Source organism: Streptococcus caprae, assembly GCF_042649745.1.
In the GTDB taxonomy this organism is placed as follows: domain Bacteria; phylum Bacillota; class Bacilli; order Lactobacillales; family Streptococcaceae; genus Streptococcus; species Streptococcus caprae.
On sequence record NZ_JBHRZV010000052.1, the window covers coordinates 189,152 to 209,712 of the forward strand.

Annotated in this window: 22 protein-coding genes; 6 read left to right on the forward strand and 16 right to left on the reverse strand. The window is 41.5% G+C overall.

Annotated features, from left to right (window positions below):
• Nucleotides 1–79: 79 nt before the first annotated feature.
• The 14 genes from ACFORF_RS10335 to ACFORF_RS10400 all read right to left on the reverse strand — a co-directional run bounded on the left by ACFORF_RS10335 (nt 80) and on the right by ACFORF_RS10400 (nt 13,198).
• Nucleotides 80–1,033 carry an aromatic acid exporter family protein gene (locus tag ACFORF_RS10335; RefSeq protein WP_380427936.1) on the reverse strand — a complete coding sequence of 318 codons (954 nt, stop codon included), beginning with the start codon at nt 1,031–1,033 and terminating at the stop codon, nt 80–82.
• Nucleotides 1,034–1,044: 11 nt separating this feature from the next.
• Nucleotides 1,045–1,626 (reverse strand): MptD family putative ECF transporter S component, encoded by a 582-nt coding sequence (locus ACFORF_RS10340; protein ID WP_380427938.1) that lies wholly within the window; start codon nt 1,624–1,626, stop codon nt 1,045–1,047.
• 14 nt (nt 1,627–1,640) lie between these two features.
• Nucleotides 1,641–2,420 (reverse strand): HAD-IIB family hydrolase, encoded by a 780-nt coding sequence (locus ACFORF_RS10345; RefSeq protein ID WP_380427940.1) that lies wholly within the window; start codon nt 2,418–2,420, stop codon nt 1,641–1,643.
• Nucleotides 2,421–2,520: 100 nt separating this feature from the next.
• A complete protein-coding gene (locus ACFORF_RS10350) occupies nt 2,521–3,261 on the reverse strand; it encodes a cyclase family protein (protein WP_380427942.1) in 741 nt (246 codons plus the stop codon).
• A gap of 390 nt (nt 3,262–3,651) precedes the next feature.
• Nucleotides 3,652–5,196, reverse strand: a complete 1,545-nt coding sequence (locus ACFORF_RS10355; protein ID WP_380427943.1) for an ABC-F family ATP-binding cassette domain-containing protein — start codon at nt 5,194–5,196, stop codon at nt 3,652–3,654.
• Between the two features lie 145 nt (nt 5,197–5,341).
• Complete coding sequence (locus tag ACFORF_RS10360; RefSeq protein WP_380427945.1) at nt 5,342–5,866, reverse strand: phosphatase PAP2 family protein; 525 nt, start codon at nt 5,864–5,866, stop codon at nt 5,342–5,344.
• Nucleotides 5,867–5,875: 9 nt separating this feature from the next.
• Nucleotides 5,876–7,183, reverse strand: coding sequence for a hypothetical protein (locus ACFORF_RS10365; RefSeq protein WP_380427947.1), 1,308 nt, complete (start codon nt 7,181–7,183; stop codon nt 5,876–5,878).
• Nucleotides 7,184–7,361: 178 nt separating this feature from the next.
• On the reverse strand, nt 7,362–8,210 hold the full coding sequence (locus ACFORF_RS10370) for an amino acid ABC transporter substrate-binding protein (protein ID WP_380427949.1): 849 nt from the start codon (nt 8,208–8,210) through the stop codon (nt 7,362–7,364).
• 33 nt (nt 8,211–8,243) lie between these two features.
• A complete protein-coding gene (locus ACFORF_RS10375; protein ID WP_380427951.1) occupies nt 8,244–8,873 on the reverse strand; it encodes an amino acid ABC transporter ATP-binding protein in 630 nt (209 codons plus the stop codon).
• A gap of 9 nt (nt 8,874–8,882) precedes the next feature.
• On the reverse strand, nt 8,883–9,524 hold the full coding sequence (locus ACFORF_RS10380) for an amino acid ABC transporter permease (RefSeq protein ID WP_380427953.1): 642 nt from the start codon (nt 9,522–9,524) through the stop codon (nt 8,883–8,885).
• A 286-nt stretch (nt 9,525–9,810) separates the two neighbouring features.
• Nucleotides 9,811–10,803 carry a phosphate acetyltransferase gene (pta, locus tag ACFORF_RS10385; protein WP_380427955.1) on the reverse strand — a complete coding sequence of 331 codons (993 nt, stop codon included), beginning with the start codon at nt 10,801–10,803 and terminating at the stop codon, nt 9,811–9,813.
• A gap of 19 nt (nt 10,804–10,822) precedes the next feature.
• Entirely contained in the window at nt 10,823–11,716 is an 894-nt protein-coding gene (locus tag ACFORF_RS10390) for an RluA family pseudouridine synthase (protein ID WP_380427957.1), read from the reverse strand.
• Nucleotides 11,713–12,552 carry an NAD kinase gene (locus ACFORF_RS10395; protein ID WP_380427959.1) on the reverse strand — a complete coding sequence of 280 codons (840 nt, stop codon included), beginning with the start codon at nt 12,550–12,552 and terminating at the stop codon, nt 11,713–11,715. Before ACFORF_RS10395 ends, ACFORF_RS10390 begins: the two co-directional genes overlap by 4 nt.
• On the reverse strand, nt 12,527–13,198 hold the full coding sequence (locus tag ACFORF_RS10400) for a GTP pyrophosphokinase (protein ID WP_380427961.1): 672 nt from the start codon (nt 13,196–13,198) through the stop codon (nt 12,527–12,529). The genes ACFORF_RS10395 and ACFORF_RS10400 overlap by 26 nt, the downstream gene beginning before the upstream one ends.
• Before the next feature lie 125 nt (nt 13,199–13,323).
• Here ACFORF_RS10400 and ACFORF_RS10405 point away from each other — a divergent pair, with 125 nt between their 5' ends.
• The 6 genes from ACFORF_RS10405 to ACFORF_RS10430 all read left to right on the forward strand — a co-directional run bounded on the left by ACFORF_RS10405 (nt 13,324) and on the right by ACFORF_RS10430 (nt 18,178).
• Nucleotides 13,324–13,890, forward strand: coding sequence for a CYTH domain-containing protein (locus ACFORF_RS10405; protein ID WP_380427963.1), 567 nt, complete (start codon nt 13,324–13,326; stop codon nt 13,888–13,890).
• A 127-nt stretch (nt 13,891–14,017) separates the two neighbouring features.
• Entirely contained in the window at nt 14,018–14,995 is a 978-nt protein-coding gene (locus ACFORF_RS10410; RefSeq protein WP_380427965.1) for a ribose-phosphate diphosphokinase, read from the forward strand.
• 3 nt (nt 14,996–14,998) lie between these two features.
• Nucleotides 14,999–16,126, forward strand: coding sequence for a cysteine desulfurase family protein (locus ACFORF_RS10415; protein ID WP_380427967.1), 1,128 nt, complete (start codon nt 14,999–15,001; stop codon nt 16,124–16,126).
• Nucleotides 16,127–16,129: 3 nt separating this feature from the next.
• Complete coding sequence (locus tag ACFORF_RS10420; protein ID WP_380427968.1) at nt 16,130–16,477, forward strand: DUF1831 domain-containing protein; 348 nt, start codon at nt 16,130–16,132, stop codon at nt 16,475–16,477.
• An 88-nt stretch (nt 16,478–16,565) separates the two neighbouring features.
• A complete protein-coding gene (locus tag ACFORF_RS10425; RefSeq protein ID WP_380427970.1) occupies nt 16,566–17,207 on the forward strand; it encodes a redox-sensing transcriptional repressor Rex in 642 nt (213 codons plus the stop codon).
• A 275-nt stretch (nt 17,208–17,482) separates the two neighbouring features.
• The gene (locus ACFORF_RS10430; protein WP_380427972.1) at nt 17,483–18,178 is read left to right on the forward strand and encodes a gamma-glutamyl-gamma-aminobutyrate hydrolase family protein; all 696 of its coding nucleotides are present in this window, start codon (nt 17,483–17,485) and stop codon (nt 18,176–18,178) included.
• Here the strand turns inward: ACFORF_RS10430 and radC are convergent.
• Both radC and metK read right to left on the reverse strand, forming a co-directional pair.
• Entirely contained in the window at nt 18,175–18,855 is a 681-nt protein-coding gene (gene radC / locus ACFORF_RS10435) for a RadC family protein (RefSeq protein ID WP_380427974.1), read from the reverse strand. The two genes, ACFORF_RS10430 and radC, sit on opposite strands and share 4 nt — an antisense overlap.
• 248 nt (nt 18,856–19,103) lie before the next feature.
• Nucleotides 19,104–20,291, reverse strand: a complete 1,188-nt coding sequence (gene metK / locus ACFORF_RS10440) for a methionine adenosyltransferase (protein WP_380427975.1) — start codon at nt 20,289–20,291, stop codon at nt 19,104–19,106.
• Between the last annotated feature and the right edge of the window lie 270 nt (nt 20,292–20,561).

Here is a 20,561-nt window from a genome sequence, read left to right on the forward strand (position 1 = left end):
CTTAGTCTCATTATATCATTTTTAATCAACAATAGCTGAGCTTTACAAAAAAGAAGGCTTTTGCCTTCTCACTAATCTCTTAATCTTTATATAAGCTGTAAAAATCCACCTTGAGCTGAATGAAACGTTTCATATCATTCAACAGTTGAAAGAGGATGGCACGATTTTCAAATTCCTCCCGCGTCTTAGGGAGCTCACGTTGGCGAAAGGTTTCTACAAAGGCATCAATTTCGTCCATCTGCTTCAATCCTGAATTGGCTTGACTCAGTTGACTTGCTACCTCTTGAAAGAGTTGAGCCAATATAGTAGCCTCTGCCGTTTGTAAATCCAAGCCCTGCACGGTCTGAGCCATCTGCCTAAGAAGCCGATTTTGGTTAGACCGCATTTCAAAATAATGGACCTGATAATTAGTTTGCTGAAAAACTTGATTATGGCGGTCCCGATAAACAACCTTTAAAGCTCGCGACAAGACTTGATCAAGCTCTTCAATTAACTGAGCTTCATTAGTGCCATCACCTTTGAGTAAAAATTCTTGGAATTTAAGTAAGATAGCTTTGAGCTGTTGCTCCACTCTAACATGATAGGATTGAATAGTAGTTTCTTGGGAGGGCATGTAGCTGTTAAATAGCAGAGCAACACCTGCTCCGATGACAAATAAGGCTAGTTCGTTGACCAACCATGTCCAGCTCAGCGATTGTTCCAAAAAGATATGGGTCACAAGGACGGTACTGGGGGCTATTCCAACCTCCAACTCCCAATGATAAGCCAAAGGCACATAAAGAGCCATATAAATTCCAATTGTCCATAAATTAAAACCAACAAGCGTAAAACTAAGCCAACCTATCGCCAAGGCTAGTATGGTCGACAATAAGCGTTGACCAGCAACCTTGAAAGAGGTGTGTCTAGTATCCAGCAAACTCAAAATGGCGATTATTCCAGCTGAAGTTCCATAGGCAAGTCCAAGTTGGTCAGCCACCCAAATCGCCAATACCGTCGCTAAACTTAATTTAATCGTCCGTTGTAAGACAGACATTCGCTACTCCTCTACTTAGATTTCAGAAGATATTTGCTGACAACTTTTTGACCGAGAAATCCGCCAAGCGTCGCACCAATAAGAATGGTTACGGTGAGAAAACTCACATTAGCTAGCTTGAAATCCAACATAACCTTGTTAACATAACCCAAGTCCTTACCACGCTCCAAAAGTTGCTGGATATAGGCTTCACGCGCAAACCACATGAGAATAATCGGCCCCAAATTCCCGAAGGAAAAAACGATGTAGGATAAAAGATTACGAGTCTTATCATTGTAGTTTCCAGACTTAGCAAATAGGTCTGCTAAAATTCCGCAGAGAACATTGGGGACAAAGGCTAAGACAAAGTGGCCTGACAGGAAGAAAAAGCTAGCGATAAAGATGCCTACAAATGTGATAGATCCAAAACGTCTAGTCTTTTCTACTAGGCCCATATAGGCTGTTCCAGCGACCAAGCCAGTGAAGGCAGGCGCCATAATCATATTGCCAGAACGGATGAAAATCACTTCAAGTAATGTTCCTAGTGCTAGGGAAACATAGTAAAACAGAGTAAACTTAAAAGTTGTCCAATAAAAATATAATGGTTTTGCCATGTTGTCTCCAATAGCTATTCATGTTCTACTTTAAAATGGGCAAAAAGATTAAGAATCTTTGCTGCAATCGCTGTTTCATAGGACCCAGTCAACAAAATCTGTTCATCAGCGTACTTAGTTAAAGGTTTATAATCGCCAACTTGGACAGCATAGAGGGCATCCTTGAAGAGTTGTTTGTCATTTTTGTCATTGCCAAAAGTAACAAAATCTTCCCCAATCAATTCTTCAACAGTAGTTGCCTTATTGGTCTCGTAAGGATTGATGTAAAGGCATTTTTCATGAGCATGATAGGACACGCCAAGTTGCCCCAGGCTCTCCAAGTCATCACAAATATCTTCAACCAGTTCTTCGTAGTCTCCAAGGTAGATGACCAACTTAATCGGATTTGTCAATTGTGACACAGGAATCTGCTCTGCTATTTTCAAGGGGTCAACCGTGCTAATAAAGGGCATCTTATGCGAGATCTCTGTCGCATAGTTAAAGGTATCGTCCACAAAGAAAGGCAGGTTGTACTGGCGACACCAAGACAGGGCTGTATGAAAAGCTTGTTCCTGCAAATGGCGAGCAAAAATAACATGCCCATTTTGATAGGCCAGACCCCCATTAAGAGCAATGACCAAATTGTTCTTAAGGCTCTCTCCAAGGACTCCAACACAGTCACGGTATGACCGAGCTGATGCAAAGACAACCTCATGGCCATAGTTAGCAGCCTGGTTTAAAACAGCTAAAATTTCCTCGTGCAAATGATGTCCGTCGAAACACAAGGTCCCGTCTAAATCAAATACAAATTTCATGACCCAACCTCCAAATCTCTTTAAAGTTCTGTTGTTTTGCCTTTATTATACCAAAAATGACTACGCTTGCGTAGTCATTCTATGTAATCTGATTGATTTTCTAGTCAGCAGGAACATAAGCTACCGCCCGAACAGGTGAACCAGTTGCATGGTCCCAATTCGGATAGGCGATTGAGATAAAGCTACCAGTAGCTGGAACTTGATCAAGGTTAGCAAGCACTTCAACCTGATAAATCCCTTGTTCCAATAGATAATACTCTTCCACCAGGGCACCCTTGTTTTCAGCAGCTTGAGCTCCACTGTCAGTATCCAATGTCTCATGACCAACTGCTTTTACCTTTCGATCATGAATGAGGTATTCTAAAGCATCATGGGCCCAACCTGGGGTCTGTTGGACACCATTGGTATCAAGGTTACGGAAGGCATCTTGATTTGGCCATCGTTTGTGCCAGTCTGAGCGAAAAGCGACAAAGGCTCCTTCTTGAATAGGACCATTGGCCTCTTCAAATTCCAAAACATCTGCCTTAGTCAAACGATAGTTTGGATCCGTAGTAACTGCTTCTGACTTGTCAATAACATAGAGGGGTAAAAGCAAATCTTCCAAGGGAATCTCATCTAGCCAAGCCGCCCCTTCAACAAAATGGTTAGGAGCATCGATGTGGGTCCCATATTGCCCAACTACAGTAAACTGTTGCACGTGGAAACCATCTTTTAAGGTGAAAATATCTTTCTTCTCTAAACTCGGTAGAGCTGGAAAGTGTGGACTGTTTTCATTGATTTTATGGCTGAGGTTGACTAATTTAGCAGCTTTAAGCGCTTGGTAAGCTTGTGTGAGTGACATAGACATTCTCCTTTTGTAAGTTCATGATACTATTATAGACAAACTAGCCCTAACTGACTAATACTTATTTCCACTAACTAGTCTTAGTTTAAAACTATAAGAAGAATTCCTTGGTATTCCAAAAACACAATTAGACATTAGCAAATTTTCTTGGCCACTTGCTTATACGCTACCAACATTAAACATTTGGTCGTTAAGTTTCCTAGCCTAACTCTCTTATGTCTGTGTTAACCTGCCTTATTTATTGAGATTTTGAATGAGTAGTAATTCACCTCAGCGAACCTTAGACCGTTTAAATTTTAAGGAACAATTACCCAATCTATATGAAAACGGCTCTATAATAAGCCTGAAGCACCTTGTCAAATAGACGGGAACTTCAAGCTATTTTACTTATGTTAATTCATTAAAATCCCAGACTTGGTCTACCCAGCCTTCGTAGAAATCTGGTTCATGACAGACCATAAGAATGGAACCCTTGTAAGCTTGGAGAGCCCGCTTGAGTTCGTCCTTAGCGTCCACATCCAAGTGGTTGGTTGGCTCGTCCAGCACCAGAACATTGTTTTCCCGGTTCATAAGGAGACAGAAACGGACCTTTGCCTGCTCTCCACCAGAGAGGACCTGAATCTGGCTCTCAATATGCTTAGTGGTCAAACCACAGCGGGCCAGAGCAGCACGGATTTCGGCCTGGTTAAGGGCCGGAAAAGCATCCCAAACGGCCTCAAGCGGTGTCTGGCGATTCCCTCCAGGCACTTCCTGAGCAAAATAGCCAATCTCTAAGAACTCCCCACGCTCGACTTGCCCAGACAGGGCGGGAATTTCACCAAGGAGGCTCTTGAGAAGGGTGGATTTTCCGATACCGTTGGCCCCGACGATGGCAATCTTCTGGTTGCGTTCAAAGGTCAGATTGAGCGGTGTCCGGTTGAGGACGCGGTCATAACCAATCTCCAAATCTGTCGTTTGGAAGATAAAGCGGCTCGGTGTCCGAGCAGACTTGAAGTCGAAACTTGGTTTTGGCTTTTCAGCTTGGAGCTCGATGATGTCCATCTTGTCCAATTTCTTCTGACGGGACATGGCCATATTCCGCGTCGCCACACGGGCCTTGTTGCGGTTGACAAAGTCTTGCAGGTCCGCAATTTCCTTCTGCTGACGCTCGTAGGCAGCCTCCAGCTGGGCCCGTTTCATAGCATGGACTTCTTGGAATTGGTAATAATCGCCAGTATAGCGCGTCAACTCTTGATTTTCCACGTGGTAGACGATATTGATCACATCATTTAAGAATGGAATATCATGGGAAATAAGGACGAAGGCATTCTCGTAGTTTTGCAGGTAGCGTTTGAGCCAGTCGATGTGCTCAGCATCTAGATAGTTGGTCGGCTCGTCCAGGAGCAAGATGTCTGGCTTCTCTAGCAAGAGCTTGGCCAGCAAAATCTTGGTCCGTTGACCACCAGAGAGCTCGGTCACGTCGCTATCCATGCCATAATCCATGACTCCAAGGGCACGCGCTACCTCGTCAATCTTCGCATCCAAGGTATAGAAATCTCGGGACTCCAAACGGTCCTGAAGCTCTCCTACTTCCTCCATTAGGGCGTCCAGGTCTGCTCCTTCATCAGCCATAGACATGTAGATATCATTGATCCGAGCTTCTGTTTTAAAGAGCTCGTCAAAGGCTGTCCGCAAAACATCACGGACCGTCTGGCCTTTTTCCAACTTGGCATGTTGGTCCAGGTAACCTGCAGTCACATATCGGGACCACTCGACCTTACCTTCGTCAGGTAGCATTTGGCCCGTCACGATGGACATGAAGGTCGATTTCCCTTCCCCATTGGCCCCGACAAGACCGATATGCTCACCCTTCAATAATCGGAAGGATACATTCTCAAAAATCGCTCGGTCACCAAAGCCGTGACTGAGGTTCTTAACTTCTAAAATTGACATGATAACACTTTCTTTTCTTGAACTTTATGGCAGAGCAGACTTTCTGATTGGCTCAACCACAACTTTAAACATTATACCATAGAAAAAGCGGACTGCACCTATCTTTCTCTTCAACATAGAAGAAATCGTGCAGCTCCGCTATTAATTAGAAAAACCATAAAACAGACCCGAAGGTCAGGCCTAAGACATAGCCCACTGCTACATCTTTGGGATAATGGACGCCACCGACTACCCGAACGATTCCTAAGATTGCTGCTACTAAAAGAGCAAGGATACCAAATACTGGCGAAACCCGGAAGAAGCACATGGCAATTATGGTGGCTGAAAAGACGTGACGACTGGGCATGGACTGTCCCTTTGTATTCTTGGCAATCAATGGCTTGATGGGCCAAGTTTCATAGGGACGGGGTTGGTTGATTTTCCGTCTGATTATGGTCACTAGAACAAAACTTATAGCTGGAATCAACACATAGGGTGCCACTTCTTTCAAACTCTCAACCATACCATCTTTTAGCCAGCCTTGCCAAATAAGACCTAGCAAAAACAAGGGATAGAGGAGATATAGGCCGTAGGTTATGACCTTGTTAAGCAAAATAAGATACCCTACACTTTTTGGTGACTGTCTCAACCACTTGGTTAATTTCCGATAAAATAGACCGTAATCTTTCATATTACCCTCCTAACTGCCAGGACTTGCCTGGTAAACCTTCTTACCAATTACAAGGGAATGGGGCTTTTCAAATTCTCTGTCTAAATAAGCCTGGTAAGTTCCTGGAGCGATAAAGCCTTTTGGCGACAGTATAGCTGTTCCTGCACTTCCCAAAACAGAATCCACCAGCAGAACACAGTTAGTTGACAAAACGAAATAAGACTTAAATTTAGAAGATTTGAACTTAAAAAACTGACCGCCAATGGCCGATTGAAGCTGATAGGCATAGATTGGTTGAGGATTTCCATCCTTGTCCTTACTGAGTAAATCAGCAGATGGCTGCCAAGTATAAGTCCATTCTTCAATTTCTCTGATTTTCTGCTCAACTGCTGTCTTTTGTTCCTCAGATAGGACCAGATCATATGCCAGAAGATTCAGACCATCTTGGTTGCAAAAGCGGATGTACTCTTCCTTCTTAGCCGTAAAGAGGACACCATCTCCCATAGCCCCAAAGAGATGTTCAGAAGAGGGATCATAAGATCCAAATCCATAAACCTTGTCTCGATAAGCAAAGTCCAGATGCCCAACAGCATGAACGCCATCCTGGGCGACATGAACAAAGACCGTCATATCCGAAGCTCCGCTATTTTCCTTAACAATATCGTATGCCTCAGATGCTGTCTCCTCCGAGTTTTCCAAGAGAAAGGCATTGATTTTGTTCAAAGTTCCTAGAGGAATGAGAGCCGCAACTGCCAAGGGCAAGGGCACACGCACACGCCGCTTAAGGCTATTCTTGCCTAACTCCTTCTCAAAGAAGAGACCGTCACGCAGATTAGAAAGCCCATAAAAAATCAAGTACAGACCCAAATACAAAAACTGAAAATTGGCATTAGCGTTAGAGGCCAGCAAGGTTGAAAATCCTAAAATCGCCAACCAAATCCCATCTATCAACAAGCGCATTCGAGGCCGAATACTATCCTTAACATAGAGGGCATAGGTGATAAGATTGATAGCAGCTGAAAAAATCTGGTAGACAGCCATCAAAAGACCGAAGAGATAAAGCGGCACATCTGTGACCATATCCGTTCCTGCCAACCACAAAAGGAAGGCCAGCTTAAGAATACTCACCACAATCGGCTCCTGTGACGGAATTTTCTTAAACACTCGTAACAGCATGTCTATGCCACCTAAAGCTAGGAGACCATATACAAATAATTTAATCAGGATGGTTGGAAGCTTGACTCCAGTGAAGACTAAAATCAACCCTAATAAGGTCAACAAAATCCCTTGAAAGACTAATTTCTTTCCGGTAAGTCCCAGTTCTGATAGTTTTTTCATAGATACCTCGCACGATTTCTTATACTACTATACACTTTTTCAGCAAACATGTCACATGATGTTGAATTCAAGTATCTCAGTTTAAATATTCTAAACAAGCCAAGCTCATATCGCGTATCACCTGTCTAATATTAAAAAAGAGCTAGAGGCTATAAAGCTCCTAACTCCTAAAAGTCTCTTAGTTTCCTTTGACTTCATCGGTTGCGATGTCTTCTCCAAACCACTTATCAGAAATTTCTTGGAATTTCCCTGTTTCATAGAGTTTTGTGAAAGCTTTGTTGATGTTTTCCACCAAGGTCTTATCTGCCAAACGAGCACCCGCAGCAAAGTTTTCACCGTCAAATTCACTTTCGATAATGTTGTAGTTATCCAACTCCTTCTCTTGAGCTAGATAATAATTTGCATAGACACGGTCAACCAAGAGCCCGTCAATGCGGTCTGTCTTAAGATCTGTAAAGGCAAGGGTAAAGGTCTCGTAAAGCGTTGCCTCGTTGTTTGCAACAATATCTTTGAGAACAGTTGGATTAGCTTCAAAAGTTTCGTAACCTGCAGAACCAGACTGAGCACCTAAAACCTTATCCTTCATTCCTGCAAAGCTAGTAATGTCAGAGGATTTTTTGGTAATCAAAACTTGCTCATTTTTCATATAAGGATTGGTGAAAAGAACTTTTTCCTGACGTTCTGATGTGATAGAATAACCATTCCAAATGAGGTCAATAGTTCCATTTTCCAATTCCTGTTCTTTTAAATCCCAAGAAATTGGTTGCCAGTTCACGGTAATACCATATTCTTCAAAGACTGCATTAGCAAGGTCAATATCAAACCCTTCATAGTCACCGGACTTATTTTCAAAGCCCATCGGTACGAAGGTATTGTCAAATCCAATCGTTACGGACTTATTTTCAACATAAGTATCCCATTGATCTGTTTGAGTGGCTTTCGAATCTGTTTTTGAGGCTGAAGAACCACAAGCAGCTAAAGCAAGTGATGAAACGAGAGTCAAGGCACCTAAAACTAATTTTTTCATAAATAACTCCTTTTATTTTATATCAAAACCAGATTATTTTGGATTGATTTTTAAGATAGTATCTGAAATATTCTCAGCAAATTCCAAATCATGGGTAACGATAATCTGAGTCACTCCACTCTCACGATTTTGTAGAATAAGCTTTTCAACTTCCTGACGAAGATTAGGATCCAATGCCGAAGTCGGTTCGTCATACCCAATAATATCAGGATCAATCATCATGGCTCGAGCCAAGGCAACGCGTTGCTTTTGCCCTCCTGATAATGAGTAAGGATAGGCCTGTCCATGTTCGCCCAAACCAAGTCTTTGTAAAAGTTCTTTTGCCTTAGCTACGGCAGTTTCTTTTGACATCCCCATAGTCTTGATAGGAGAAAGAGTCAGATTATCCATCACAGACAAATGTGGAAAAAGCTGAAAATCTTGAAATACAAAGCCGAGGATATTTAATTGTTCGAGGTGATCGATTGCAACAGATTTTCCATTGTAAATAATTTTACCAGAATCGATGCTTTCAAGTCCAGCTAGCATTCGAAGTAAAGTAGTTTTTCCACCACCAGATGGACCGACCAGAGAAAGAATTTTTCCTTCTGGGATTTCTAAATTGAAGTCTTTGAAAATTTGCTTGTCTCCAAAGCGTTTCGAAATATGTTTTAATTCTAGCATGGAGACCTCCTAACGATAATAATTAAAGTATTTTTCCACACGTTTAGATAGTACTGTAACAATTCCAACAAGGAAAAGATAGATACCTCCCGCATAGAACATCGGAATCAAAGTTGCATCACGGTTTGCCGCTGTTTTACTGGCCAGTAAGAGATCACCTATTCCTAAAACGTGAATCAAGGAAGAATCTTTAACCAAAGTAATTACCTCATTGAATACGCTTGGTAATACTACCTTAACAACCTGAGGTAAAACAATATAGCGAATCGTTTGGAAAGGCGTTAATTTGAGAACCTTAGCAGCCTCATATTGACCTTTCGGAATAGAAGCAATTCCTCCTCGAAAAATTTCAGCAAAGTATGCAGCGTAATTAATGGTAAACGCTAGGATTGCAGATGGCATACGGTCCATTACAATACCAACTTCTGGTAAAACATAGTAAATAAAGATTAACTGCAAAAGCAAGGGTGTTCCTCGCATAATCCAAATATAGATATTTAAGAGCCACTTTAAAGGTTTAAAGTTAATCTGCATCAAGAAGGCTACTACAATACCCAGCGGGATCGATAGAATTAATACGATAAAGAAGACCTGCAAGGTCACAAGCGTACCGCTCCACAAGCTAGGTAAAACTTCACTAAAGTAGGACATAGTTCCTCCCAAAATTATAGTTTAACCATTATACCATAGAAACCTTTATTAGTAAATAAAACTGAAATTATATCAAGTAAAAATAGTGTTTTTGATATATTCAGAAAAATCACTATATTTTTCTCATCAATTCTCTTTTCCACAACTATTTGAGCTAATCAAAAAAAGCTGAACTTAGTCTAAAACCAAACTCTTGGATTGACTTTAGTTAAGTTCAACTTTTCAAATGATTAAAAATTTGGACATTCAAAGCTACTAAGAATTTCTCCTAAAATCCAGAAGAATATTAGTTAGCGTTATCCAAAGCTTGGGCAGCTGTAATAATAGCAAGCTTGTAAACATCATCTGCACTACAACCACGAGATAAGTCATTTACAGGCTTGTTGAGACCTTGTAAGATTGGGCCAATTGCATCAAACATCCCCAAACGTTGTGCGATTTTATATCCAATATTTCCAGATTGCAAATCAGGGAATACGAAAACATTCGCGTATCCTGCTACTGGACTACCAGGTGCTTTAAGCTGACCTGTTGCTGGAACAAAGGCTGCATCAAATTGCAATTCACCATCAATCAAAAGATCAGGATTTAAAGCTTTAGCTAATTCTGTCGCCTCTGAAACTTTAGTGGCTTGAGGAGCATTAGCAGATCCTTTTGTAGAGAAACTAAGCATTGCAACTTTTGGATCAATATCAAAAATCTTTGCCGTTTCAGCTGTATTTACTGCAATCTCAGCTAATTCTTGAGCATTCGGATCAATATTGATCGCACAATCCGCAAAGACATAACGCTCTTCAGTATTTTCACGGTTCATCAGAAAAACACCTGAAGTCCGAGAAACACCTGGTTTGGTTTTGATAATTTGTAGGGCTGGACGAACTGTATCAGCTGTCGAATGGATCGCACCAGAAACCATACCAGCAGCGAGTCCCATCTGAACCAACATCACTCCGAAATAGTTAACATCACGAAGCATCTGATCAGCTTGTGCTTCATCTACTTTACCTTTACGCAAACGAACAAACTCTGCTTTCATTTCTTCAAAGCCTTCATATTCATTTGGGTTGAGAACAGTGATTCCTGGATCTGTAAAGCCAAACTCAGTTAAAAGATTACTAACTTCTTCAGGAACTCCAAGAATAATAGGCTCAGCCAAGCCTTCAAATTTCAAACGCGCAGCCGCACGTACCACTCGTTCATCATTCCCCTCAGGAAAGACAATTTTCACATTTTTTCCAGCAACTTTGCTTCGCAAACTACCAATTAAACTACGGATCATTTCAGAATTACCTTCTCTTCTAATAATTTTTTTCCAAATCAAGGATAACGCTTTCCATGTCAGATGTCAAGGAACTTTGTAAATTCATAACCTTTTTAGTAAAAGGGTGTGTAAAGGTCAGAGAGTGACAATGTAATGCTTGTCGTTCTATCCCATAGTCCATAGAACCACCGTACAAATCATCACCCAGCAGAGGCTGACCGATGTGGGAAAAATGGACTCGAATCTGATGGGTCCGTCCTGTATGGAGTTTTATATCTACCAATTTAACCGAACCATACTGGGCCTTAAGCCAATAAGAGGTATGGGCATACTTGCCATCAGGACCAACACAGCGGGTGATGATACTGGCATCATTACGGGCAATTGGTGCGATAATGTCACCTTGCTCCTCCAAATCAGCCTCACCAGCAACTAGAGCATAGTACCGTTTCTCAATAGTCTTGCTCTGCAATTGCTTATCCATCCGAGCATGAGCATAACCATGTTTGGCAAAAAGCATGAGACCACTCGTATCCTTATCCAATCTAGTCACAATATGAATCTGCTGGTTGGGATAATCTTGATCAATATAATACTGCTTGACGAAATTAGCCATGGTATTAGAGTGAATCTTACTCGGTATAGAGGCAACACCGTAAGGCTTATCAATTACCAAAAAATGATCATCTTCGTAAACAATATTAAGGTCAGACCGCACAGGTTCCAAGGTCCCAAAACCACGCTCATCTGGGATATCAATGGCCACCACATCACCAACATCCAGGAGATAGATGGCATTTTCTTCGCGTCCATTAACCCAAATATTTCCACCCGAAAACTTGACCTTGGCCAATAAGCCTTTGGAAACCTCGTGCTCTTTTAAAAGAGTCTTTACCTTAACACGACGGTCAGCCACAAACTCGAACCTCATACGTCATCACCGATAAAGGCGTCTTTTACCCTCTGCCAGAAACTCGTGTGCCAAGGCGTCGCCATAAAATTAATCTTGCGGTCACTCAGCTGGTAGGTCACTTGCTCCACATTGCGGAAGTGGTAGGTTTTATTATCCACATTGATTACATATGAACCAGTCCTGCGTGGCAGAAGCTCAATTTTATCTTTACTAGGAATAATCATAGATGAGCCAACCGTGCGAAAGACACGGTTATTGAGACTGGCGATTTCGGTCAATTGCAGAGCTTCAAAACTTGGATGGAGAATAGCCCCACCCAGTGACTTGTTATAGGCTGTCGAACCTGTCGGAGTCGCCACCAGAAGCCCATCCCCACGAAAACGTTCCATCCGAATCTTATTGACCACTACATCTGCCACCATGGTCTTTTCAATCCGCTTAATGGTCACTTCATTGAGTGCTGTCGCTGTAAATTCACGACCATCTACCAGATTAACCTTGACATCTAAAATCGGGTAAGAAATTTTCTCCCCCTTGTCAGCACGGAGATTCTTAAGAAATTCATCCACTTGGTTATCCAGGTAATCAGTGTAAAATCCAAGGTGACCAGTGTGAATTCCTACAAACCGCACTCGATTCAATTCATTTTCATAAGCGTGAAAAGCAGAGAGTAGCATCCCGTCACCCCCGATTGAAATCACAATATCTGGATTTTTCTTGGTCAGGTAAAAAGCCTCATCATCACGCAAGACAGAAAATAGCTTATTGGCTACTTTTTTACTTTGAAACTTTCCATTAGCAATGATAGCTACCTTAGTGACTTTATTTTTATCGGTAAAATTCGTCTGCGTCATCACTGTTCCCCACTCCGTCACTTAATTTTCTGCTTTGTGGATCAAACAAGAGCTGGGCTTCTTGAATATCATCTCGAATTTTGCCCATTTCTTCGTCTAATTGTTGCGCAATTTTAGCAGTTATTTCCAAGCGTTTCTTAATTTCTTCCGGAAACTCACCACGGTATTTATAATTTAGCGAATGCTCAATCGTTGCCCAAAAGTTCATAGCCAAGGTCCGAATCTGGATTTCAGCCAAGACAACCTTGCGGCCCTTAATCGTCTCAACAGGATACTCTACGACTACATGGTAAGAGCGATAGCCGCTGTCCTTCATGTAGGTGATATAATCTCGTTCATGAACCACTTGCATATCCGTTCGCGATCGCAACAATTCCAAAACTTCCTCTACGTCATCCACAAATTGAACCATGACACGTAATCCAGCAATATCTTGCATGTCTTGAGCCAAATTTTCTTCCTTGATGGCACGCAGTTTCATCTTTTCCTGGATACTTTCAATCGGTTTTACACGCCCTGTCACAAATTCAATCGGCGAATGTCGATTTTGCTTACGAAATTGTTTACGGATTCCACGTAGCTTTATTTTTAATTCCCCAACCGCTTGAATATAGGGGTCTAAAAACTCTTCCCATTCCATTGGCATGGTGAACCTCTTTCTATATCTGACCAGCGTAGGCACTACTACCTTGTCAAATGTCTTATATTTTTATAGAATTAGTATAACTATTAAAGTATACCATAAATTTCGACCATGAAGGACAAGTTACGATGCCATTTTTAGAAATTGAATACAAAACCTTGCTGACCAAGGATGAATACAACCGTCTGTCAACATTTTTTCAGCATGTTAAACCTATTACTCAAACCAACTACTACTTTGATAGTTCAGACTTCACCCTCAAGGCTCATCGAATGTCTCTCCGAATTCGTACCTTTAAAAATAAGGCTGAACTTACCCTGAAAATCCCTGAAGAAGTTGGTAACTTAGAGTATAACCAAGATTTAACACTCGAACAGGCGAAGATGATCATCAAAGGTTCTCCCCTTCCAGAAGGAAGAATCAAACAAATTCTCCTTGAAGAGACTATCAACATTAGCAGTCTCCATGTTTTGGGCAACCTAACCACTATTCGCCGAGAAAGTCAGACTAAGATTGGACTAATGGCCCTTGACTATAACCAATACGCAGATATTAAAGATTATGAGCTTGAGCTCGAGGTAACTGACCCGGAGCAAGGCAAAAGAGACTTTGATAACTTTCTTAGTGAACATGGTATTGATTTTAAGTTTGCAAAAAGTAAGGTAGCCCGGTTTGCGACAACCTTAAAAAAATAACTTAGTTTTTATAAGAATTATAGGAAAATAACTGTTAAAATTCCTATTTTTTGATAAAATAGAAACATTGGAAAACTTCTGAGCTTTATTAAGCCCACGATTTTGATAAAAAGGAGCATCTTCTATCATGGCAGAACGCTACTCTGACCCACAACTGAAACTCTTCTCGCTGAGTTCAAATACTGAAATTGCTGAAAAAATTTCAGATGCAGCTAATATCCCATTAAGCAAGGTTTCTTCCCGTCAATTTTCAGACGGTGAAATCATGATCAACATTGAAGAAAGTGTACGTGGAGATGATGTCTACATCATTCAATCCACTAATTTCCCAGTCAATGACAACATTTGGGAACTCTTAATCATGATTGATGCTTGTAAACGCGCTAGTGCTCATACCGTTAACGTGATTATCCCTTACTTTGGTTATGCCCGTCAAGACCGTGTTGCACAACAACGTGAGCCTATTACAGCTAAATTAGTGGCTAATATGTTGGTGAAAGCTGGAGTGAACCGTGTCGTAACACTTGATATTCATGCAGTTCAGGTTCAAGGCTTCTTTGACATTCCAGTCGATAATCTCTTTACTGTCCCCCTCTTTGCAGAGCACTATTTAGCCCATGGACTCTCTGGGGAAAATGTTGTTATCGTCAGCCCTAAAAACTCTGGTATTAAACGTGCTCGTAGTTTGGCCGAAGTCCTCAACGCACCTATTGCAATCATTGACTATGCCCAAGATGATGACTCTGGTCGTGAAGAAGGTTATATCATCGGCGATGTTGCAGGCAAGCGTGCTATCCTGATCGATGACATCCTTAATACTGGTAAAACCTTCGCAGAGGCTGCTAAGATTGTGGAACGTGGTGGGGCAACGGAAATTTATGCTGTCGCTAGTCATGGACTCTTTTCAGGGGGGGCAGCTGATATTCTAGACACTGTTCCAATTAAAGAAATCCTCATTACAGATTCTGTTAAAACCAAAGAACGTGTTCCAGAAAACGTAAACTACCTGACGGCAAGCCAACTCATTGCAGATGCTCTGATCCGCATCCATGAGAAAAAACCAGTCAGCCCACTCTTTAACTTACAATTACCAACAGAGGAATAACCCATGGTCTACTTAGACAATGCGGCCACAACAGCACTTACGCCATCTGTTATTTCAGCCATGACAAATCTCATGGCTGAAAATTTTGGTAACCCTTCTAGCCTTCATTCCTATGGTCGCCAGGCTAGTCAAACTTTGCGAAAAGCCAGACAAACAATTGCAAACTGTCTTAACATTCCAGCTAATCATCTAGTTTTCACTTCTGGTGGTACAGAGTCTAACAATATGGCCATCAAAGGCTACGCTCTTGCTAATCAAGATAAAGGTAAGCATATTATCACTACTGCTATCGAGCATCACTCTGTGCTTGATGTTATGGAATACCTGACTGAACGTTTTGGGTTTGAAGTCACCTACCTTTATCCAGAGAATGGAACCATCTCCCCCAAACAGGTTAAACAAGCCCTTCGAGAAGATACCATCCTCGTCTCAACCATGTACGCTAATAACGAGACTGGCCATATTCTTCCCGTTAGAGACATAGCAGAGCTCTTAACCGATCATCAAGCTGTCTACCACATAGACGGGGTTCAGGTTGCTGGTAAACTCCCAATAAACTTAGATGAACTTGGCTGTGATTTCTTCAGCCTATCTGCCCATAAATTTCACGGTCCTAAAGGTGTCGGACTCCTCTATGCTAAACCACATAAAATGGACAATCTCCTCCACGGTGGAGACCAAGAAGATAAGCGTAGGGCCTCAACAGAAAATCTTATTGGTATCGTCGGCATGGCACAGGCTTTGTCTGATGTAACTGCCGAGCAGGAAAAAAACTTCAAACACGTCCTTGATTTGCGTCAACATCTTTTAACAGAACTGGAACATAGTCCTCTCAATTGGTACTCAAACAGCCCATCAGACGGATTACCCCATGTTCTAAATATTGGATTTACTGGCGCTAATAATGAACTGCTGCTAACACAACTTGATTTGGCAGGTTTCGCATTATCTTCAGGTTCAGCCTGTACTGCAGGTGCAATCGAACCTTCTCATGTTTTAAAAGCTTTTTACGGGGAAAAATCTCCTTGCCTCAGAGAATCAATTCGCATTTCACTCTCAGAATTCACAAGCCCAGAAGAACTAACACAACTGGTTCAAACCTTCACAAATTTTTTATCTAAAGGAGAATAATACATGGCATTTGAAAAAGTGATTCAACCGAATGGTTGTAAATATAGCTACAGCATTAGCCCTAATATTAAAAAATATACCCTGCGTGACACGACATTTCTTCAAACCAAAGTCGGTAACTATGAATTGACTCGCCTGTTGGAAAAAGTTCCAAATAGCGGCGAAGGCTTCCCGTTGAAGATTACTATTAATCCAGAACTAACAGGATTTAAACTTACTATTACTGATAAATCTGGTCTCCGACTTGTTAATATATTTAAATCTGAAGACAACCATATCTTACAAGAAAAATTCTATTTTCTTATGGATAGCTTAGTAGATCGTGATATTTTTGAAAAGTCAGAAAACTAGCTATTACAAAGTTTTTGAGTAAAATTGTTGCGCACTTCACAATGTTTCTTTACAATAGACTTAGAATATTTTCTAAGGAGTATGTCCTGTGACAATTGATAAATCGATTCCAAATGCGACAGCTAAGCGCTTGTCCATCTACTACCGTACTTTTAAAAGATTTCATGCAGCAAAGGTTGAAAAAGCTTCGTCAAAACAAATTGCAGAAGCAATCGGGATTGACTCGGCAACAGTCAGAAGAGACTTTTCTTACTTTGGTGAGCTCGGACGTCGTGGATTTGGCTATGATGTCGAAAAATTGATGAATTTCTTCGCTGAACTTCTTAATGATAATGCCATCACTTCTGTTGCTCTGATTGGAGTTGGAAATCTAGGCTCAGCTATGCTTAATTATAAATTTCATGAGCGTAACAAAATGAAGATAGCCATGGCTTTTGATATCAAGGGGAATCCTTTAGTAGGAACAACAACTCCTGAAGGCACACCTATCTATGATTTTGCTGACATCAAAGAAAAAATTGCTCAAACGGATATTAAAACAGCAATCATTACTGTTCCAAGTAACAATTCTCAAGAAGTTGCCGATGAGCTTATCCGTGCGGGTATCAAAGGGATTCTGAGTTTTTCACCCATCAATCTGACGCTTCCAAAGGATGTTGTTGTACAATATGTAGATTTAACCAGTGAACTCCAGACCCTCCTTTACTTTATGCGTAATAATAAAGGTTAACCATGAACAATTAAGAAGCTGGGACAAAAGTACCCAGCTTCAAATTTTATAAGGTGTCACTTGCCAGACGCAGTGGTTGAGTGACCTCTAATAGGCTGATTTTATCATTTTTTATAGCTCTACTTTACTCTGCGGAGGTGGGACGACAAAGTCGAATTCTAACGAATTACCGATTTTGTCCCACTCTCTTCTCTTATACATACAATAAAACAATTTTAATCGAAATTCCGACATTTCGATTGATTATATGATCTAGTAGTTTAGAAAGTAAAACCATGACACAACCTATTATTGGTATTTCCGCCAATCAAAAATATGATTTAGCAATTGATGATGTTGCTTGGTCCTATACACCAACTGGTACAATTGAAGGTGTAAAGGCAGCTGGTGGACTTCCCCTCATTCTTCCCATCAACGATGAAACTGCGGCAAAAGTCTATGTCTCTATGATTGATAAACTCATCATTACAGGTGGACAAAACGTTGAACCTAAATATTACAACGAAGAACCAGCTGCTCAAGAAAGAGATTATTTTGAGGCAAGAGATATCTTTGAAATGGCACTCGTCCGTGAAGCACTTGCTCAAAATAAGCCAATCTTCACTATTTGTCGTGGAACACAACTTCTCAATGTTGTTCTTGGAGGGAGTCTCCATCAAGACATTATGAATCATTGGCAAGCAGATAATCCAGATAAAACCAGTCATACAATTGAAGTCGTGCCCAACTCACTTCTTTCTCAAGCCTTGAAGCATAGCAAAGCAGCTATCAACTCCTTCCATAGACAAGCTTTAAAAGATCTTTCCCCTAAACTTAAAGTGACTGCCTGGGCCGAAGACCAAACAATCGAAGCTGTTGAATCTTATGATGATTCCCAACGTCTACTAGGGGTTCAGTGGCATCCAGAATTTCTTTGGGAAAACAATGACGATGCACGTGCTATCTTTGACTATGTTGTCAATGAGCTTTAAAGTACATCTGTTTCTTCCCTAAAACTATAATACCCAAAACGCCCAACGATTATGTGATCTAGGAATACAATGCCTAAGTCATCACATGATCGTTTTATTTTTTCAGTAAAATCAAGATCACTTTCACTAGGGTGTGTTGACCCTGACGGATGGTTATGAATGACAATCATTGAAGTCGCCATTGTCTTACAAGCATAGTGTAGAATCTCTCTTGGCTCAGCCACCGAGCGCCTGACACTACCAATAAATATTGTTTTCTTTTCTATAATGCGATTTTGAGTATCCAGATAAAGTGTAACCAAATGTTCCTGCTTCTTATCTCCTAATTCTAGCATCATTTGTCTGGCTAATTTTTCACTTGAAAGAATTTGCTCTTTCTTACGATATTCAACTTGGTTAATTCGTCGAGCAATTTCGAGCATCGCTTTGATTTCCAGAGATTTTACACGACCGATACCCTTTATTGACTGTAATTCTTGTAGGGACAAGTCTCTTAAATCAGCAATACTATCAAGCTGACTGATGATATCATTAGCTAGACTTAAAACTGGACATTTCTGACTTCCTGTCCTCAATATAATTGCTAAGAGTTCTTGATTACTGAGTACCTCAGGCCCATTAAGTTCCAAACGCTCACGTGGCTGCATAGCTTCTTCTACATATTGAATTTGATACATAATTTTCACCTCTAAAGGATTATTCGTAAAAGGCTAGAACAAGCCAGTAGAATTTTTAAGATTAAATCATGCTAAATTAAGATTTCTTAAGAATAGTGATTAAAATTTTGTTATAGACCTGGTAAATTTAAGATAATATCCCTTTACTTAAATTTTGATAAATCTTTTAAGAATAAACGAAAAAGGCAAGGCCACTTGCCCCGTCAATTTACAATTTTGTTTAATCTTTTTAAAGCTTGATAGAAAGATTAAAGGATAGATTTTTTCAGTTCTTCTACCTTGTCCAGGCGTTCCCACGGCAAGTCGATATCCGTCCGACCCATGTGGCCATAAGCGGCTGTCTGGCGGTAAATCGGACGCTTGAGGTCCAGCATTTGGATAATCCCAGCAGGGCGCAGGTCAAAAATCTGACGAACCGCTGCTTCCAGTTTGCTCTCAGAAACCGTGCTGGTGCCAAAGGTATCTATCCGAACAGACACCGGCGTCGCCACACCAATCGCATAGGCCAACTGGACTTCTGCCTTCTTAGCCAGACCAGCTGCAACGATGTTTTTGGCAATGTAGCGAGCCGCATAGCTGGCTGAACGGTCCACCTTGGTCGCATCCTTGCCAGAGAAGGCTCCGCCACCGTGACGAGAATAACCACCATAGGTATCCACGATAATCTTACGACCTGTCAGACCAGAATCCCCTTGCGGGCCACCGATCACAAAACGGCCAGTCGGGTTGATGAAGAACTTGGTCTCATCATCCAGGTACTTGGTTGGAATCACAGCCTTGATGACCTGCTCAATCACGTCTTGACGAATTTGGTCATTGGTCGCTTCTGGATCGTGCTGGGTTGAGATGACCACGGTATCCACACGGACTGGTTGGTCGTTTTCGTCGTATTCGACAGTCACTTGCGACTTGGCATCTGGCCGCAGGTAGCTGATGGCACATGACTTGCGAAGCTCTGCCAATTTTCTCACCAAGGCATGGGACAGCGAAATCGGCAAAGGCATAAGCTCAGGTGTTTCGTCAATGGCAAAGCCAAACATAAGACCTTGGTCTCCTGCACCGATGAGACTGAGCTCATCTGCCTTACCGTCACGTACTTCCAGCGCTTCATTGACCCCTTGGGCAATGTCACTCGACTGCTCGATTAAAGACGGATGAACACCGACTGACTCCGCAGAAAAACCGTAGTCATTTTTGGTGTAACCAATCTCTGCGATCGTATCACGAACTACCTTGTCAATGTTGACATAAGCTGATGTCGAAATCTCTCCAAACACATGGACTGTCCCTGTATAAACCGCCGTCTCTGCGGCCACATGGGCGTCTGGATCTTGGGCAAGCACCGCATCCAAAATCGCATCTGAAATCTGGTCAGCAATCTTATCAGGATGTCCCTCTGAAACCGACTCAGACGTAAATAATTTCCGTTCTGACATAAAAAATGTCCCCCCTAAAAATGAATGTCTCCTAACTGGCGAACCAGACAGAAGCAAGGCGGGAGGACAGAGAAAACCACTTCACTGTCCCCCCTGACGAGTTACAAAGCACCAACCTTTGGTCATTTGATGGGGACTGTCTCAAGCACAACTGGCGCTCAAAATCAGTCACCCACGCATCCAACTTATCACACTCTTTCAGTGATATTGGCTCCTAGAAAGAAATGCTCTTTCAACAGCCAGGTTGCCTTTTCGGGACTCATATGGTAA

Excerpts from the sequence above, each read along its gene's own strand:
- ACFORF_RS10335 (WP_380427936.1), bottom strand. The coding sequence starts at position 1,033 with ATGTCTGTCTTACAACGGACGATTAAATTAAGTTTAGCGACGGTATTG.
- ACFORF_RS10340 (WP_380427938.1), bottom strand. The coding sequence starts at position 1,626 with ATGGCAAAACCATTATATTTTTATTGGACAACTTTTAAGTTTACTCTG.
- ACFORF_RS10345 (WP_380427940.1), bottom strand. The coding sequence starts at position 2,420 with ATGAAATTTGTATTTGATTTAGACGGGACCTTGTGTTTCGACGGACAT.
- ACFORF_RS10350 (WP_380427942.1), bottom strand. The coding sequence starts at position 3,261 with ATGTCACTCACACAAGCTTACCAAGCGCTTAAAGCTGCTAAATTAGTC.
- ACFORF_RS10355 (WP_380427943.1), bottom strand. The coding sequence starts at position 5,196 with ATGTCAATTTTAGAAGTTAAGAACCTCAGTCACGGCTTTGGTGACCGA.
- ACFORF_RS10360 (WP_380427945.1), bottom strand. The coding sequence starts at position 5,866 with ATGAAAGATTACGGTCTATTTTATCGGAAATTAACCAAGTGGTTGAGA.
- ACFORF_RS10365 (WP_380427947.1), bottom strand. The coding sequence starts at position 7,183 with ATGAAAAAACTATCAGAACTGGGACTTACCGGAAAGAAATTAGTCTTT.
- ACFORF_RS10370 (WP_380427949.1), bottom strand. The coding sequence starts at position 8,210 with ATGAAAAAATTAGTTTTAGGTGCCTTGACTCTCGTTTCATCACTTGCT.
- ACFORF_RS10375 (WP_380427951.1), bottom strand. The coding sequence starts at position 8,873 with ATGCTAGAATTAAAACATATTTCGAAACGCTTTGGAGACAAGCAAATT.
- ACFORF_RS10380 (WP_380427953.1), bottom strand. The coding sequence starts at position 9,524 with ATGTCCTACTTTAGTGAAGTTTTACCTAGCTTGTGGAGCGGTACGCTT.
- pta (WP_380427955.1), bottom strand. The coding sequence starts at position 10,803 with ATGATCCGTAGTTTAATTGGTAGTTTGCGAAGCAAAGTTGCTGGAAAA.
- ACFORF_RS10390 (WP_380427957.1), bottom strand. The coding sequence starts at position 11,716 with ATGAGGTTCGAGTTTGTGGCTGACCGTCGTGTTAAGGTAAAGACTCTT.
- ACFORF_RS10395 (WP_380427959.1), bottom strand. The coding sequence starts at position 12,552 with ATGACGCAGACGAATTTTACCGATAAAAATAAAGTCACTAAGGTAGCT.
- ACFORF_RS10400 (WP_380427961.1), bottom strand. The coding sequence starts at position 13,198 with ATGCCAATGGAATGGGAAGAGTTTTTAGACCCCTATATTCAAGCGGTT.
- ACFORF_RS10405 (WP_380427963.1), top strand. The coding sequence starts at position 13,324 with ATGCCATTTTTAGAAATTGAATACAAAACCTTGCTGACCAAGGATGAA.
- ACFORF_RS10410 (WP_380427965.1), top strand. The coding sequence starts at position 14,018 with ATGGCAGAACGCTACTCTGACCCACAACTGAAACTCTTCTCGCTGAGT.
- ACFORF_RS10415 (WP_380427967.1), top strand. The coding sequence starts at position 14,999 with ATGGTCTACTTAGACAATGCGGCCACAACAGCACTTACGCCATCTGTT.
- ACFORF_RS10420 (WP_380427968.1), top strand. The coding sequence starts at position 16,130 with ATGGCATTTGAAAAAGTGATTCAACCGAATGGTTGTAAATATAGCTAC.
- ACFORF_RS10430 (WP_380427972.1), top strand. The coding sequence starts at position 17,483 with ATGACACAACCTATTATTGGTATTTCCGCCAATCAAAAATATGATTTA.
- radC (WP_380427974.1), bottom strand. The coding sequence starts at position 18,855 with ATGTATCAAATTCAATATGTAGAAGAAGCTATGCAGCCACGTGAGCGT.
- metK (WP_380427975.1), bottom strand. The coding sequence starts at position 20,291 with ATGTCAGAACGGAAATTATTTACGTCTGAGTCGGTTTCAGAGGGACAT.